10 protein-coding genes and 1 tRNA gene are annotated in these 15,670 nt (G+C 75.8%); 8 read left to right on the forward strand and 3 right to left on the reverse strand.

The features are described from left to right. Positions 1–78 precede the first annotated feature (78 nt). The gene (gene treZ, locus ACIQU4_RS31115) at positions 79–1,833 is read left to right on the forward strand and encodes a malto-oligosyltrehalose trehalohydrolase (protein WP_403737710.1); all 1,755 of its coding nucleotides are present in this window, start codon (positions 79–81) and stop codon (positions 1,831–1,833) included. Between the two features lie 63 nt (positions 1,834–1,896). Here treZ and ACIQU4_RS31120 read toward each other — a convergent pair whose 3' ends face one another. Further along, positions 1,897–3,036 carry an aminopeptidase P family protein gene (locus ACIQU4_RS31120; RefSeq protein ID WP_403737713.1) on the reverse strand — a complete coding sequence of 380 codons (1,140 nt, stop codon included), beginning with the start codon at positions 3,034–3,036 and terminating at the stop codon, positions 1,897–1,899. Positions 3,037–3,191: 155 nt separating this feature from the next. On the opposite strand from ACIQU4_RS31120, the gene ACIQU4_RS31125 reads away from it, so the two are divergent. Continuing rightward, entirely contained in the window at positions 3,192–3,710 is a 519-nt protein-coding gene (locus tag ACIQU4_RS31125) for a hypothetical protein (RefSeq protein WP_403737716.1), read from the forward strand. A 164-nt stretch (positions 3,711–3,874) separates the two neighbouring features. Beyond that, a tRNA-His gene (locus ACIQU4_RS31130) sits at positions 3,875–3,947 on the forward strand. A gap of 62 nt (positions 3,948–4,009) precedes the next feature. Here the strand turns inward: ACIQU4_RS31130 and ACIQU4_RS31135 are convergent. Next, positions 4,010–4,765: an alpha/beta fold hydrolase gene (locus tag ACIQU4_RS31135; protein ID WP_403737719.1), complete on the reverse strand. Its 756-nt coding sequence runs from the start codon at positions 4,763–4,765 to the stop codon at positions 4,010–4,012. A gap of 70 nt (positions 4,766–4,835) precedes the next feature. On the opposite strand from ACIQU4_RS31135, the gene ACIQU4_RS31140 reads away from it, so the two are divergent. After that, positions 4,836–5,570, forward strand: coding sequence for a hypothetical protein (locus tag ACIQU4_RS31140; RefSeq protein ID WP_403737721.1), 735 nt, complete (start codon positions 4,836–4,838; stop codon positions 5,568–5,570). Here the strand turns inward: ACIQU4_RS31140 and ACIQU4_RS31145 are convergent. Next, entirely contained in the window at positions 5,557–7,617 is a 2,061-nt protein-coding gene (locus ACIQU4_RS31145; protein ID WP_403737724.1) for a phosphocholine-specific phospholipase C, read from the reverse strand. The two genes, ACIQU4_RS31140 and ACIQU4_RS31145, sit on opposite strands and share 14 nt — an antisense overlap. A 187-nt stretch (positions 7,618–7,804) precedes the next feature. On the opposite strand from ACIQU4_RS31145, the gene ACIQU4_RS31150 reads away from it, so the two are divergent. Genes ACIQU4_RS31150 through ACIQU4_RS31165 form a run of 4 tightly spaced genes read left to right on the forward strand, consistent with a single transcriptional unit; the run spans position 7,805 to position 15,660 of the window. Further along, positions 7,805–10,069 carry a hypothetical protein gene (locus tag ACIQU4_RS31150; RefSeq protein WP_403737727.1) on the forward strand — a complete coding sequence of 755 codons (2,265 nt, stop codon included), beginning with the start codon at positions 7,805–7,807 and terminating at the stop codon, positions 10,067–10,069. A gap of 1 nt (position 10,070) precedes the next feature. Next, entirely contained in the window at positions 10,071–11,378 is a 1,308-nt protein-coding gene (locus ACIQU4_RS31155; protein ID WP_403737730.1) for a hypothetical protein, read from the forward strand. Beyond that, positions 11,375–13,954 carry a GTPase-associated protein 1-related protein gene (locus ACIQU4_RS31160; RefSeq protein WP_403737732.1) on the forward strand — a complete coding sequence of 860 codons (2,580 nt, stop codon included), beginning with the start codon at positions 11,375–11,377 and terminating at the stop codon, positions 13,952–13,954. Before ACIQU4_RS31155 ends, ACIQU4_RS31160 begins: the two co-directional genes overlap by 4 nt. Further along, a complete protein-coding gene (locus ACIQU4_RS31165; protein ID WP_403737735.1) occupies positions 13,951–15,660 on the forward strand; it encodes a hypothetical protein in 1,710 nt (569 codons plus the stop codon). The genes ACIQU4_RS31160 and ACIQU4_RS31165 overlap by 4 nt, the downstream gene beginning before the upstream one ends. Positions 15,661–15,670: the final 10 nt, after the last annotated feature.

Genomic DNA, 15,670 nt, shown 5'->3' on the forward strand with positions numbered 1-15,670 from the left:
CAGAACTCCTCCGGCCGTCCGCGCGATGATGGACCCGGCACACGTTCCGGGTACCGCCGCAGACGAGGGGAACCGTCCGTGCAGTTCGAGGTGTGGGCACCGCTGACAGACCGGGTCGCGCTGCGGCTCCGCGAGGCGACGTACGAAATGGCACGCGATCCGGACCGTTCCGGCTGGTGGATCGCCGAGGCCCCGGCCGCCGACGGGGACCGGTACGGGTACCTGCTGGGCGTGGCCCCCGGGGAGGAGCACGTACGGCCCGACCCGCGCGGGAGGCGGCTGCCGGACGGGCCCGACGGCCTCTCGGCGGTGGTGGATTTCGAGCCGCTCGCCCCGCAGGCGCCGGCGCCCGGCACGCGGCTCCAGGAGGCGGTCCTGTACGAGCTGCACATCGGCACCTTCACCCCCGAGGGCACCTTCGACGCGGCCGCCGCCCGCCTCGGGCACCTCACCGCGCTCGGGGTCACGCACGTGGAGCTGATGCCGGTCTGCCCCTTCCCCGGCCGGCACGGCTGGGGGTACGACGGGGTCGCGCCGTGGGCGGTGCACGAGCCGTACGGCGGCCCGGCCGGGCTGGCCCGGTTCGTGGACGCGGCGCACGCGGCCGGGCTCGGGGTGGTGCTGGACGTGGTCCACAACCACCTGGGCCCCTCCGGCAACCACCTCCCGGCCTTCGGCCCGTACTTCACGGACACCCACCACACCCCGTGGGGCGCGGCGGTCAACCTGGACGCGGCCGGCTCCGACGAGGTGCGCGCGTACCTGCTGGGCAGCGCCCTCGCCTGGCTGCGGGACTACCGGATCGACGGGCTCCGGCTGGACGCCGTGCACGCGCTCGCCGACGGGCGGGCGCTGACCTTCCTGGAGGAGCTGTCCGCGGCAGTGGACGAGCTCGCCGCCGAGTCCGGCCGCCCGCTGTTCCTGATCGCCGAGTCCGACCGGTGCGATCCGCGGACCACGACCCCGCGCGGGGCCGGGGGCCTGGGCCTGCACGCGCAGTGGAACGACGACTTCCACCACGCCCTGCACTGTGCGCTGACCGGCGAGTCCCAGGCGTACTACGCCGATTTCGCCCAGGCGCCGCTCGCCGCCCTGGCCAAGACCATGACCCGGGCGTTCTTCCACGACGGGACCTGGTCCTCGTTCCGGGGCCGCAGCCACGGCCGCCCGGTGGACCGGCGCCGGACCGCCGCGCACCGCTTCCTCGGCTACACGCAGACCCACGACCAGATCGGCAACCGGGCGCTCGGCGACCGGCTCGCGGCCTCGCTCTCCCCCGGGCTGCTGGCCTGCGGTGCGGCGCTGGCGCTGACCGGGCCGTTCGTGCCGATGCTCTTCATGGGCGAGGAGTGGGCCGCGGGCACGCCGTGGCAGTACTTCACCGACCACGGGGACCCGGAGCTCGCCGAGGCCGTACGCAGCGGCCGGCGCCGGGAGTTCGCGGCGCACGGCTGGAAGGCCGAGGAGATCCCGGACCCGCAGGACCCGGCCACCCGGGACCGCTCCTGCCTGGACTGGGCGGAGCCGGAGCGCAGCCCGCACGACCGGCTGCTGACCTGGTACCGGACCCTGATCACGCTCCGGCGCACCCACCCGGACCTGCGCGATCCGGACCTGGCGGCGGTGCGCGTGGCGTACGACGAGGAGCGCCGCTGGATGACGTTCCGGCGGGGCGACGTACGGGTGGCCGTGAACCTGTCCCCCGACCCGGTGACGATCGCCCTGGGCCGCAACGGGGTCCGCGTCCTGGCGGCCTGGGACCCGGTCGAACACCCGGGACCGGACGGCCGCGTGCACGTCCCCGCGGAGTCGGCGGTACTGCTGGGGCCGTAGCCCTCCCCTGCATGGAACAGGTACGGGACGGTCGTCGCCGGGGAGGCGGGACGGATCAGGCGCTCACTCCACGACGGCCAGCTCGCGCGGGGCGTTGTTGAAGCTGCGGCCGCCGTCCAAGGTGACCGTCACGATGTCCTCGATGCGCACTCCGAAGCGGCCGGGCAGGTAGATGCCCGGCTCCACGGAGAAGCACATCCCGGGGACCAGCGGCTGCTCCTCGCCCTCGACCATGTACGGGGGCTCGTGGGTGGTCACGCCGATGCCGTGGCCCGTGCGGTGGATGAACCGGTCGCCGTAGCCGAATTCGGTGATCACCGCGCGGGCCGCCCGGTCCACGTCCTGGCAGGCGATGCCCGGGCGGACGGCCGCGGAGGCGGCCTGCTGGGCCTCGCGGACGATGTCGTGGACGCGCTGCTCCTCGGCGCTCGGCTCGCCGACGTGCACGGTGCGGGAGATGTCGGAGCCGTAGCCGTGCTTGAGCCCGCCGAAGTCGAGGACCACCATGTCGCCGTGCGCCAGGGTCCGCCCGCCCGCCTCGTGGTGCGGGTCGGCCCCGTTGGGCCCGGAGCCGACGACCGTGAAGTCCACCTGGGAGTGGCCGTGTTCGCGCAGCAGCGCGGCCAGGTCGGCGGCGATCTCGGTCTCCCGCCGGCCGGCGAAGGGGACCTTCAGGATCTGCGCGTACGCGGCGTCGGCGGCCGCGCCGGCCGCCGCGAGCCGCTCCAGCTCCCGCTGGTCCTTGACCGCGCGGAGCATCGGCAGGACATCGGTGAGCGGGGCGTACGAGGTGGCCGGCAACTCACGCTGGAGGCCCAGCAGATGCAGCGCCCAGGTGTTGTCGCTGACCCCGAACCGGCCGCCGACGTCGAGGAGCGGCGCGGTGACGCCGTACGGGTTCTTCCCGTCGGCCCAGTCGCGCAGGGTCAGCGCGGGCGCCCCGGGGGCCTTGGCGGCGTCGGGGGCCTCCAGGGCGGGCACGACGAGTACGGGGTCCTGCCCGGCGGCGAGCACGAGCAGGGTCAGCCGCTCGGTGTCCACGGGCCGGTAGCCGGTGAGGTGGGCGAGATCGGGCCCGGCGGCGATGAGCAGGCCGGCCAGTCCGGCATCGGCGGCGCTCTGGGCGGCGGCGGCCATCCGGGCGGCGTAGTCGGCGTGCGTGAACGGATCGGGTTCGAGGTCGGGCTCGCGTTCGAAGTCCATGGGGCGATCCTCCCGCCGCCCCGGGCCGCGCGCGAGTGGTTACCCGGCCGCGGTGAGCCGGGATGCGCGGGCGGGGGCGGGGCGCGGACGCGGGCGCGGACGGGCCTTCGGCGTGGCCGGGGGGTGACGGGGCGCGGGCTCCCTATCGTGGGAGGGTGAGCATCCCCAGTGGCCAGTCCGCAGGCCGCAGCAGGCCACGGCGCGTACGCCGGACCGACTCCGCCGGGGCCGTCTACGGCTCCCTCCTCGCCACCTCCGTGGTGGCCACCGCCGGCACGGCCGGCGAGTACCCACGGGTTCAGCTCGTGATTCTCCTGATCGTCACGGGTCTGGTGTTCTGGGCCACGCACGTATACGCCCAGCTGGCAGGGGAGCGGCTGGTCGGCGAGCCCTGGAGCCGGCGCGAGATCCGCCGCGTCGCCGTCCACGAATGGCCCATCGTCGAGGCCGCCGCCCTGCCCGCCGCCGCCGTCGCCCTCAGTGGCGTCCTCGGGCTGGACTACGTGTGGACGGCGTGGCTCGCCATGGGCGTGGCAGTGGCCCAGCAGGTCGTCTGGGCGTGCGTCGGTGCCGTCCGCGCCGGTGCCACCCGCGGCCAGCTGGCCGCCGAGGGGATCGTCAACCTCGTCCTCGGACTGGTCCTCGTGGCCACCAAGGCCGCACTGAAGCACTGATCGGGCTCCGGGAGGCCGGCCTCCGGGGCCCCGGCCCGGTTCGACGCGGCCTGCGGGCCGGCCGGCGTCGCACACGCCGCGGCCGGATAACGCGTGGCGGGATCACCCTCCTGATCAGTTATGCTGTGCATGCACATCGAACGGACGGTCCGCCGCCCTTCGTGGTGGGTGTAGCTCAGTTGGTAGAGCACCTGGTTGTGGTCCAGGTGGCCGCGGGTTCAAGTCCCGTCACTCACCCTGACCCCCTGGGGGTACGAGGTCTCCTCGTACCCCCAGGGGTTTTTTGCGTCCGCCTCCCGCTACCCCCGGAGGAACGCCTCCACCGCCGCGACGAAGCCGACCGGGGTCTCGTGCGGCGGGTAGTGCCCGGCGCCGGGTACGGGGTGGACGCGGCAGTTGGGGTACGAGACCTGCCAGGTGGCCCGCATCACATCGGGGGTGAGGGCGAGGTCGTGCTCCCCCACGAGGACCAGCACCGGCACGGTGCTGCCCTTCACGGCGGCGGACAGGTCCAGCGGCTGCCAGCTCGCGAGGTAGGCGGCGAAGGCCTCCGGCCGGGAGACGTCGAGGGAGTGCGCGATCATCCGGTCCAGCCAGTGGCGGCTCGCGCGGTGGCCGGTGACGAGGTCGAGGATGGTCCGCCGGTTCCCGGCGCTGTCGGCGGCGCCGTGGAAGAGGGCGTGGGTCGCGTCGTCCATCTCGTACGGGGCGGCGGGGACCGGGTTGATCCCGATCAGCTTCTCGATCCGCTCGGGGGCCCGGACCAGGACCTGCTGCATCGCCTTGCCGCCCATGGAATGGCCCATGAGGGAGAAGGTGTCCCAGCCGATCTCGTCGGCGAGCGCGAGGACGTCGTCGGCGATCTCGGGGAGGGTGTAGCGGCCGGTGACGTCCCTGCGGTCGCCGTAGCCGCGGTAGTCGAGGAAGACGTACGAGAACCCCTCGGGGTCGAAGTAGTCCAGTACGGAGCCCCAGTTGGCGGAGGTGCCGAACCAGTCGTGCAGCACGATGACGCGGACGGGGCCGGTGCCGATCCTGCGGTGGGCGATGGCCATGCGTTCTCCCTCTGTGGCGGGGGCTGAACCGGACGCCGTACGTTCTGCCCATCGGATCTACGATCACACCGTGAAGCCGACATCCCGCGCGGTGCGCGCCGTCGTCAGCACCGGCCCGACGGCCGGGCAGCCGCTCCCCCACCACCCGGCGGAGTACGAGATCCGCGACCCGGGCGACATCCGGGAGCTGCTCGCCGCGTGGCCGCAGGAGCTCGGGTCCGGTGGACCCTTCGAGTGCATGTGCCTCGGCCATGACGGCCGCGTGACGCTGTACGAGGCGGGCGGGCAGTCCGTACGGACCGTGGCCCTCTCCCGTGCGGAGCCCCTGGCGCACCTCCTCGACCCCGCCGCCACGGAGGGGATCGCGGCCCGGCACCGCTCCCGTTGGGCGCGGGCCGCGCCCGCGCGGCTGCGCGCGTACGCCGGCGCCGTGGCGCGGGGAGAGGAACCGGGCCGCCCCGCGGTACCGCTCGCCCTGGTCTTCTCCTGGCTCGGCGCCCGCAGGCCGCAGGAGGCGGACGCCGCCTCGGTCCTGGCCGTCGAAGCACCGGTGCGGCTGCTCGCCGACGCGCCTACGGCGGAACTGGCCTGGGCGGTACGGGAAACCGACCGCGGCGGCCTGGACGGGGCCGTGCGGTTCTTCGCGAGGGACGAGTTCACCACCCGCCACCCCAAGCGCCGCCGCGTCCCGGACACCGCCCGCGACCTCCTGCTCCGGCACGCGCGCGGCCACCGCCCCGCGGACCTCCCGGTCCTGGAACGGCGGCTGCTGCGCGCACCGGACGACCGCGTCAGACGGTCTTGATCGCCGGGTCGGAGAGGCCCGGGGCGCCCGTTTCGACGTGGCCGGCGAAGCGGCGGAGGAAGGTGGTGTCCGCGCTGGAGGTGACCTTCACGTCGTACCAGCGGCCCGTCGTGGACAGGTCCGCCGTGTACGTGGCCGTGCCGCCCGCCGTGACCCGGAGGGTCTGGGTCGCACCGCCGTAGGCGTTGGTCACCGTGAGGTCGACCGCCGCCGCGGCGGAGTTGGTCAGCGTCAGCTTCAGACTGCCGGTGGCGGCGTCGTGGCGGGCCGTGACCTCCGGGCCGGTCTTCTTCGCCGGGCCCTTCCAGGTGCGCAGGAACCCGTTCGGGCCCCAGACCGTCAGGTTGATCTGGTTGCCGGTGGAGCTGCTGGTGCTCCAGGTGTCCGAGAGGGTCTTGCCCGCCTCCACCGTGTACGGCCAGGGGCCGTCCGTCCGGTTGCCCGAGGTGCTGTGGAAGTGCGCGCCGAGGGTCGGGCCGGAGGAGAAGGTCAGCGTGAACTGGCCGGTGGAGGTGGTGGCCCTGCCGTCCGCGTACGGGACGTAGCCCAGTGCGCGCGTCGGTTTGCCGCCCGCCTCCTGCTTGGGCAGGGTGCCCGTCGCCGGCGGGACCGGGTGGTAGGACGGGTGAGCGTTGTGGTCCGGCGGGACGTAGCCCGCCGTGGAGGGCAGGGCCGCCGGCCGCGCGTCGGCCTTCGTGAAGTCGAACGCCGAGGTCAGGTCGCCGCACACCGCGCGGCGCCACGGCGAGATGTTGGGCTCCTGCACACCGAAGCGCTTCTCCATGAACCGGATCACCGAGGTGTGGTCGAAGGTCTCGGAGCAGACGTAGCCGCCCTTGCTCCACGGCGAGACCACGATCATCGGGACGCGCGGGCCGAGGCCGTACGGGCCGGCCGCGTAGCCGGCGCCCCCGGCGTACAGGTCCCGGGTGACGTCGGCCGTGGACAGGCCCCACGCGGAGGAGGCCGGCGGGTACGGCGGGACGACGTGGTCGAAGAAGCCGTCGTTCTCGTCGTAGGTGATGAAGAACGCCGTCTTCGCCCACACCGCCGGGTTGGCGGTCAGCGCGTCCAGGACCTGCGAGATGTACCAGGCACCGAAGTTGACCGGCCAGTTCGGGTGCTCGCTGAAGGCCTCGGGCGCGGCTATCCAGGAGACCTGGGGCAGCGTGCCGTTCACGACGTCGGCGCGCAGCTTGTCGAAGTAGCCCTCGCCCGCCTTCGCGTCGGTGCCCGTACGGGCCTTCTCGTACAGGGGGCTGCCCGGCGCCGCGTTGCGGTAGGTGTTGAAGTACAGCAGCGAGTTGTCGCCGTAGTTGCCGCGGAAGGCGTCGCTGATCCAGCCCCAGCCGCCGGCGGCGTTCAGGCCGTCGCCGATGTCCTGGTAGATCTTCCAGGAGACCCCGGCCGCCTCCAGGCGCTCCGGGTAGGTCTTCCAGCCGTATCCGGCCTCCTGGTTGCCGAGGACGGGGCCGCCCCCGGTGCCGTCGTTGCCCGTGTGGCCCGTCCACATGTAGTAGCGGTTCGGGTCGGTCGCGCCGATGAACGAGCAGTGGTAGGCGTCGCAGACCGTGAAGGCGTCGGCGAGCGCGTAGTGGAACGGGATGTCGTTCCGCGTCATGTACGCCATGGTCGTGGCCGTCTTGGCCGGGACCCACTTGTCGTACTTGCCGTTGTCGTACGCGGCGTGGCCGCCGGCCCAGTCGTGGTTGAGGCCCTCGACGAACTTCATGCCCAGGTCGTTGACCTGCGGGTTGAAGGGGAGGATGTCCTTCGTCCCGTTGGACTGGTAGAAGACGGACTTGCCGTTGTCCTGGAGGACGGGGCGCGGGTCGCCGAAGCCCCGTACGCCCTTCATCGAGCCGAAGTACTGGTCGAAGGACCGGTTCTCCTGCATGAGGACCACGATGTGCTCGATGTCCTGGATGGTGCCGGTGGTGCCCTGGGCCGGAATGGCCGCCGCGCGCGCGATGCTCTCGTTCAGCATCGCGGCCGCGGCGGTTCCGCCCGCGATCTGCAGGAACCTGCGGCGATTGAGTTCAGCCATGGGATGACGACCTCTGCGGGTGAGGGGGATGTCGAGGGGCGCCCCAAGGAGAGCGGTCCCGGGGTACCGGACGGAGATCAGTTCGTGACAGGCCGCGGTACAGCCGGAGAACGGAAAGACCTCCCGGACGCTCCTCGCATCTGCTGGAATGACCTCCGAAACACACTGCACGGGGGGTGCGGAGCAGATGGCGGGGACCGAGTTCGGGCATGCCCTGGGGCGGTCCCGCGCGCTTTCCGGCCTGCCGGCCGCTCCGCTGGAGGCACGGTACGGGGAACTCGTCTCCGCGCAACAGACCCTCGGCTTACGTCACTTGGGCGAATTACTGGTTCCGGCCGGGGGGCGGTTCCGGGTGCTCGACGGGATCTTCGCGGTCGCGGGTCCGGGGCGCCGGCGCCATGTGGGCGTCGAGGCGCTGCGGGGGCTGCGGGCCGCCCGAGGCGATGCGGAGGGCGGGGCCCGCGCGTTGCTGGACCGGCTGGCCGGGATCCAGGAGCGGGATCCGGCCGCGCTGCGGCGGATCCTGCTGTACCAGCTGGTGCGGCTGCTGCACGACCACCCCCGGGGGGACCTGCCGGCCACGGCCGCCGGGTTCGGGGTCGACCCCGACGAGGCGGCGGCCCTGGTGCACGCCGCCGCCGCGAGCCCCCGGCTGGATCCGGCCCAGCGGGCCGCCGCCGAGGGGCTGGAGGACGCGTGGCTGGCCGGGCGGGTGCGCACCGCCGCGCGGAGCGCCGCCCTACTGCCGCGCAGCGCGGCCGGCGGGGACCCGCTGCTGGCGGGGCGGCTGGCGGCGCTGGCCGAGCGGGTACGGGCCGCGGACGCCCTGCTGGACGAGGCCCGCGCCTACGAGGACCGGCAGGACCGGGAGCGGGCCGCGGCGGCGTACGGGCGGGCGGCCCGACTGGCCTGGGACTGCCCGCGCGCGGTGCGGGGCCTGGTCCGCACCCACCGGCCGGCCGAGGGGGACCCCGGCCCGCTGGAGGCACGGCCGATACCCGGCGGGGTGACGCTGAGCAGACCGCCCGGCGCCGGCCCGGACGGGATCTGGCGGGTGGTCCGGCTGACCCGGCGCGAGCCGGTCACCACGCCGCTCCCGGAGGTGCCGGGGCCGCTCGGCGCGGGGCCGCTGACCGACGGGCGGGCCCCGCTCGGCCGGGAGGTGCGGTACGTGGCCCTCCCGGGCGACGGCGGCACCCCGCTGATCAGCGCCCCGCTGCTGGTGGCCCCCGAGGTGACGGAGCTGCGCCTCACCGACGGCCGCGCCCGCATCGAGGCGGCCTGGCTGCGCCCGCCCGGCGCGACCGGGGTACGGGTGACCCTGACCGACCCCGAGGGGCGCACCACGGACCTCGGCGCCCCGAGCGCGGCAGGCCCGGCGGGCTCAGGCGCGGCCGGGTCCGGCCGGGAGGGCGTGCGGGCCGGCGGGCTGAAGCCCGGTGGCCACGTGGTGCGGGTGCGGTGCCGGTACGCGGGGGCGGGGGGTGAGGTGGTGTCCGGCGGGGTCGAGGCCGCCGTCACCGTGCACCCCTGGCCCGAGCCGGTGGTCGGGCTCAGGGCGGCCGCGCGCGACGCCGGTGGGCTGGAGCTGCGGTGGGCGGGGGGCGCCGGGGGCGACGTACGGTTCGTGCAGTGGCCGGGGCCGGCTCCCGCGGAGGGTGCCGAGCTGCCCGCCTCCGCGCTGCCGGCGGCGCTGGCCTGGGTGGACTCCGCCGGGATCGCGCAGCCGCCGCCCGGCACGCTGGCCACCGTCAGCGCCGTCGCGGTCCTCGGCGAGCGGGCGCTGGCCGGGCCCGGCGTGGCGGTCGAGGCCCCCGAGGCGGTCTGCGGGCTCACGGTCCGGCGGACCTCCGCCGGGCGGGCCAGGGTCAGCTTCGACTGGCCCGACGGCGCCGGCCGGGTCACCGTCGCGCTCACCCCCGAGTCCGGCGGCGAGCCCGTCGAACACCCCGTCGTACGGGCCGTGTTCCTGCGGGAGGGGCTGGAACTGCCCGTCGGCCCCGGCGCCGTCCGCGTCACCGCGTACGCCGCCCCGCGCAGCGCGCACGCGGTCGCCGCCGCTCCGCAGGGCGCCGGGCAGGTGGCCCTCCCGGCCGACGTGGCCATCGCGTACCGGCTCCTGCCCGGGCCGCGCCGGATGCTGCGGCGCGGTCCCGCCGTGCTCCGGGTCAGCCTGCTCTCCCCCGGCGGGGACCCGGGCTCCGGGCTGCCCGACTTCGTTCTCGTCCGCGGAGCGGGCGGTGGCGGGGCCCGGCCCCACCGGCCCTCCGACGGCACCGAGTTGTGCCGGGTGACCGGCGCCGAGCTCACGGTCTCGGGAACCGTCGAGCGCGAGATCCTCCCCCACCCGCCCGGCGGCGGCCCGTACGCCGTACGCGGTTTCCTCCTCGGCGGCCGTGCCGCCTCCGTCCGGCTCGACGAGCCCTCCCTCACCTCCCTGGTGGTCCGCTGACATGACCTCCGTCGTCTGCCCCTACTGCTTCGACCGCTCGGCCGCCGCCCGGCTGCCGTTCCGCTGCCAGATGTCCGCCACCGGCGTACGCGGCGGCAAACCGTGTACCGCCGAACTCGACGAGACGTGGGCGGAGTTCATGGGCCCGAGCGTGCCGCCCGCACTCAAGATGCGCGGGCCGGTCTTCACCGCCCCGCGCGGCCTCGCCGGCCGTCTCGTCAGTGGTGGGGGCACCCGCGCGGACTGCCCGCACTGCGGGGTCTCCACCCCGGTCCGGGTCTGTCTGCGCTGCCACAGCGACTTCCCGAGCGACTACACCGACCAGGACACCCGGATCATCGCCCTGCTGGGCCCCAAGGCCTCCGGCAAGAGCACGTACGTCTCGGTGCTGATCAACGAACTGCGCAACCGGGTGGGCCGGGCGTACGGCGCCTCCATCACGGCGATGGGCGGCGAAACCCAGCGCCGGGACCGGGAGATGGCCGAGGACCTCTACGACCGGCTGCGGCTGCCCGAGGCGACCAGACCCGCGGCGCTCGGCTTCAACGACCCGCTGCTGTACCGGCTGAGCCTGCCGCTGCGCCGCCGGCTGCGCGGGGACGGCAGCCGGCACACCGCGCTGGTGTTCTTCGACGCCGCGGGCGAGGACCTGGGCAGCGCCGAGGCCATGGACCGCTACACGCACTACCTGGCGGCCGCCGACGGGATCATCCTGCTGGTGGACCCGCTCCAGATGCGGGCCGTACGCGACCAGCTGCCGGTGGACGCGGACCGTCCGCTGCCCACGGTGGAGACCCCGCCGCAGCAGATCGCGGCGGACCTCGCGGCGCAGCTGCGGGCCCACGGGCGGGGCACCTCGCGCGGCCGGGTCACCACGCCCGTGGCGGTGGCGGTGACCAAGACGGACTCCCTGTTCTCGCTGGTGGGGCCGCACTCCCCGCTGCGGCGCAATGCCGAGCACGCGGGCGGCGCGGTGGACGACGAGGACCGGCTGGCGGTGCACGAGGAGATGCGGGGGCTGCTCGACGGCTGGGACTCGGGGGCGCTGTTCCGGCAGCTGGACCGGGACTTCGCGCAGTTGTCGCTGTTCGGGCTCTCGGCGCTGGGCTCCCCGCCGCCCGCGCACGCCCCGGCCGACGCCCCCAAATCGGGGCCGCAGCCGCTGCGGGTCGAGGATCCGCTGCTGTGGCTGCTGGGACTGGGCGGGCTGCTGCCGCGCTCCGGGACCGGCGGCGGCGCGGGGCGCCGTACGGCCGCCGCGGTGGGTGGGACCGAGGGCCCGCGTCACGGTTCGGGAGGAGAGGCGTGAACCTCGCGCAACTGCACTACACCTCGGCGCCGCCGGGCCCGGACGGCTCGGGCTTCCGGTTCACCGCCGTCAGCCCCGGCGTGCCCGCCTCGCTGCTGCGCGAGGCCGAGCAGCTGATCGGCTACGAGCCGCCCCGGGACGCGCCACCGCGTCCGAGCGCGGAGCAACTGGGCGCATTCCCGCAGGCCTTGAGTCTGAACGTGCTCTCCGACGGCAGCCGCCTGCTGGCCCGCTCCGTGTACACGGGCGCCGACTACAGCGGCCGCTGGGGCAATTTCCACGCCCATGCGGTCCACCTGCCGCAGCCCGCCGACGCGGACCGGCCCGCCGGGGGGCAGCTGCCGATCACCGCCTGGGGCTCCCCGCAGTGGGCGGCCGACTCGCCGCCGGCCGGGGCGCCCGTGCCGCCGCTGGCGTCGGTGCCCGCCCCCGGCCCGCTGGACCTCGGGGCGCTGGCGGCCTTCGTGGCCGCCCGGGGGCGCTGGCTCGCCGGGTTCTTCGCCGACGTACGGCGGCTCGCCGAGGATCCGGCGGCCCCGCAGCTGGTGCTGGTGGAGCAGGACAGCGAGGCCGTGGCCTGGTGGATCATGCTGGCCTGCAGCGTGCTGCCGCACCGGCGGGGGCAGTGGCTGACCTTCACCACGTACACCCGGCGGCCGCAGCTCGCCCGGCAGCAGATCATCGGCGTGGTGCCGGAGGACGGCCTGGGCCTCGCCGGACAGGAGCACCGCTACCGGGTGTACGACGCCGCCCGCGCGGCGGCGCCCGGCCCGGCCCCCGATCCGTGGGCGCAGACCGCCGCGCGGATCTGGCAGGCGCAGCGGCAGGAGCTGTTCGCGCACGTCCGGCGGCTGCCGGGACCGCCCGGCGGGCCGTCGGGGACGTACGAGCCGTCGGGACCGTACGGGCCGTACGAGACGGGGCCGCTGGCCGCGCTCGCGCTCGCCGCCGGCGTCGGCCTGGACTCGGCGGGCCGGGCCGCGGCCGCCGACTGGGCGGCCGGACACCGGGCCGCCCTGGACGACGTACAACTGCACGCGCTGGCCCGGGCGCTGGCCCGTCCGGCCGAGGACCGGGGGCCCGAGGAGGCCGCCGCGAGCGGGCGGCTGCTGTCGGCCCTGGCCGGCTGGGCGCCCCCGGAGGTGAGCGAGCCGCTGGTGGAGCTGGCGCTGGCCGGGGCGGTCCGCTCGGGCGGCTCCGCACCGCCCGCCGGGCTGCTGGGCGAGCCCGCCCGGCTGCGGCTGGCGGCCGAGCTGGAACCGGAACTGCGGGCGGCGCTCACCGACCCGTCGCGCGAAGCGGCCGACCGGGTCGGGCTGTTGCGGGTCTCCGCAGAGCTCGGGGTGGACGCCGAGGCCCTCCTGCCCGATGTGGCACGGCAGTTGGCGCAGGCCCTGATCGCCGATCCCGAGTCGGCGTACGGGGAGGCGGTACGGGCCGCGCTGGCGGAGCTGCCGCGGCTGCGGGAGCTCGTACTCGACCGGCTCGACGGGCTCGCGGCGGGCGATCCGGCCGCGGGGGCCCGGCTGTTCGCCGTCACCCCGCTGCGGCTGACCGGGACGGAGGCCGGGACCGGGGCGCTGGCGCATCTGCGGATGTGCGCGCAGGCTCCCGCGGCGGCGGCCGGGGACCGGATGAAGGCGCTGACCCGGCTCGTGGAGCACTCCGGCACCTCGCTGGAGGAGGATCCGCTGGTGCTGCGGACGGCGATGCGGCTGGTGTGGGGCGCGCAGCCGCCGACCGCGGGCGAGGCCTGGCTGGCCCTGTCCGCACTGGGCGAGCGGGCCCACCGGGAGGCCGGCACCTGGGAGTTGCTCGCACGGGCAGCCGTCTGCGCCCCGGCCGGCGACCGGGACGCGGAGGCACTGGCGGTGGAGCTGCTGCGCCGCTACTCGGCGGAACTCCCCAACCCGTTGCGGGCTTCGCTGCTGCTGCTGGAGCTGGCCCGGAACCTGCGGGCCCGGGAGATCGGCCCGGGCTGGGTCCGCCAGGCCCTGGCCCTGGGCACGGCGGACCCGACGCCGACGGCGCGGGAGCACGCGTACGCGGCGGTGGCCGCCCACCTGCTCGCCGATGACCGGCCCGACAGCGAACTGCGGGCCCTGATCGAGAGCAACGACGCCGAGCTGCTGGCGGCGTACCGCCGGGCCGCCCGGCAGCCGCGGGTCGCGGACCGGCTGAGGCTCGACCCCCGGTACGCGGCGGAGTGCTTCGCCGCCTGGAACTCGCAGCCCCAGGCGGGCCCGGCGTGGCAGGAGACCCGCGCCGATCTCCTCGACGGCGTGCTGCGCCCGGTCGTACGGGGCCTGCCGGCGCCGCAGCTCGCCGCGCTGGAGGAGGCCCTGGCCCGGCTGGGCGGCCGCTGGTCGGAGGAGTTCCGCGGCTGGCAGCGGCCCGGCGCCTTCGGGCGGCTGCGCGACCGTTTCGGCGGCTCCGGCCGGCGCGGCGCCAAGGGCGCGGCCGGCAACCCGCCGCTGCGGGGCGGGTCCGGTGGACCCATCGCGCCCGGGGACCCGGGCGGGCCCGCCGGATCCGGCGGATCCGGCGGATCCGCCGACGACGGGAGGCGGCCGTGATCTCCGACGGCTTGGACCTGGCGGTCATCGCGAAGACCTTCGGGTGGGCCACGGTGGCGATCGGGGTGCTCGTCTGCCTCGGGTACGGGCTGTGGCGGTTCCTGGCACTGGCCCTCGGGGCGGCCGCCACCGCGTTCACGCCGCGCACCCCCGGGACGCCCGACCCGCGGATCTCCCCGTACCCGGGTCCGGAACCGGCGCAACCGGCCTACTGGGACCGGCAGATGTGGATCGACGCGGCGGCCGCCTTACGGGCGGCCGCGCACACCGTGCGGTACCTGCTGGTGCACCACTGGCTCGACGAGCTCGTCCGCCGCCGGCTGCTGACCGGACGCAACGCCTCGACCGGGGAGCGCGCCGAGAACGTCTTCGGCCGGCTCGTACTGCGGCTGCTCGCCCCGGCGACGGCGCTGGCCGCGCTGCTGTCGGCGCTGCTCGCCTCCACCCTGCTCCTCGGCATCGCGGTGGCGTTCGCCGCCCAGCTGCTGCTCGTGCGGGGCGTGGCGCTGGCCGGGGTGGCGGGCGGGCGGAGCGCGGAGCGGCTGTGGAAGCTGGCCCGCGGCATCCGCATGAAGTGCCCGTACCCGGGCTGCTACCGGCCGTTCCCGCTCGCCGTGCACCTGTGCCCGGGTTGCGGGGCCGCCCACCGCGAGCTGCGGCCCGGGCGGTTCGGGGCGCTGCGGCACGTCTGCCGGTGCGGGCGGGCACTGCCCACCACCGCCCTGGCCGGAAGGCGGGGGCTCGCCCTGCGCTGCCCGCACTGCGATCAGGAGCTTCCGGCCTCCGTGGGCACGACGCGGGTGGTGCACCTGCCGCTGATCGGGGGCACCTCGGCCGGGAAGACCATGCTGATGGCGGCCATGCTCGACGGGCTGCGCTCCTGGTCGCACGAGTCGGCGCTCACCGTCGAGTTCGCCTCGATCGCCGACCGGCGCGAGGCCAACACCCTGGACCGGCAGCTGGAGACGTCGGGGTGGGCGCTCAAGACGCAGGGCGGACAGCCCCGCGCCCTGATGCTGCTCGTCGGGCACGGGCGCGGCCCGCTGAAGCGCCGGCGGCTGCTGTACCTGTACGACCCGATGGGCGAGTCGCTGCGCGACGCGGCCACCACCCGGCTCCAGCAGTACCTCGCGCACGCCGACGGGGTGGTGCTGGTCGCGGACGTGCTGGCCGCGCCCGGCGTACGGCGCGCCCTGCGCGAGGGCGACGGGAGGCTGGCGGTGGCGGCCCGGCCCGCCGACCTCGGTCCGGTGGACACGTACGCGGCGTTCGCCGGGGAACTCCAGGGCCTCGGCGGCCGGCGGGGGCGCCTGGGGGTGGCGGTGGTGGTGACCAAGCGGGACGTACTGGACCGGCTGAGCTCGCTGCCACGGCCACAGGGGCCGGTCGACGCCTGGCTGGGCGAGATCGGCCTGGACGGGCTGGTACGCACCCTGGACCACGATTTCGCGGCGGCCCGCTACTGGGCGGTCAGCGCCCACGCCGCCACCGGGGCGGGCGCCATGGTGTCCGAGCAGCGGCGGGCGGCGGAGCCTGTGCTGTGGCTGCTGTCGCGGACGGGCCTGCGGGTCGGCGGCCCGCCGGCCGCGGCCCGGCAGCCCCGCCTCCCCCGGCTGCCGCGACCGCGCGGCCGTACCGGCGCGGCCGGCCCCACGCACCCCGGCGATCCGGCCGACCCGAACTCGCCGGATCGATCAAGCCTGTGACGTGGGGCGG

Origin of the sequence: Streptomyces sp. NPDC090741 (genome assembly GCF_044769045.1) — a bacterium.
Lineage (GTDB): Bacteria > Actinomycetota > Actinomycetes > Streptomycetales > Streptomycetaceae > Streptomyces.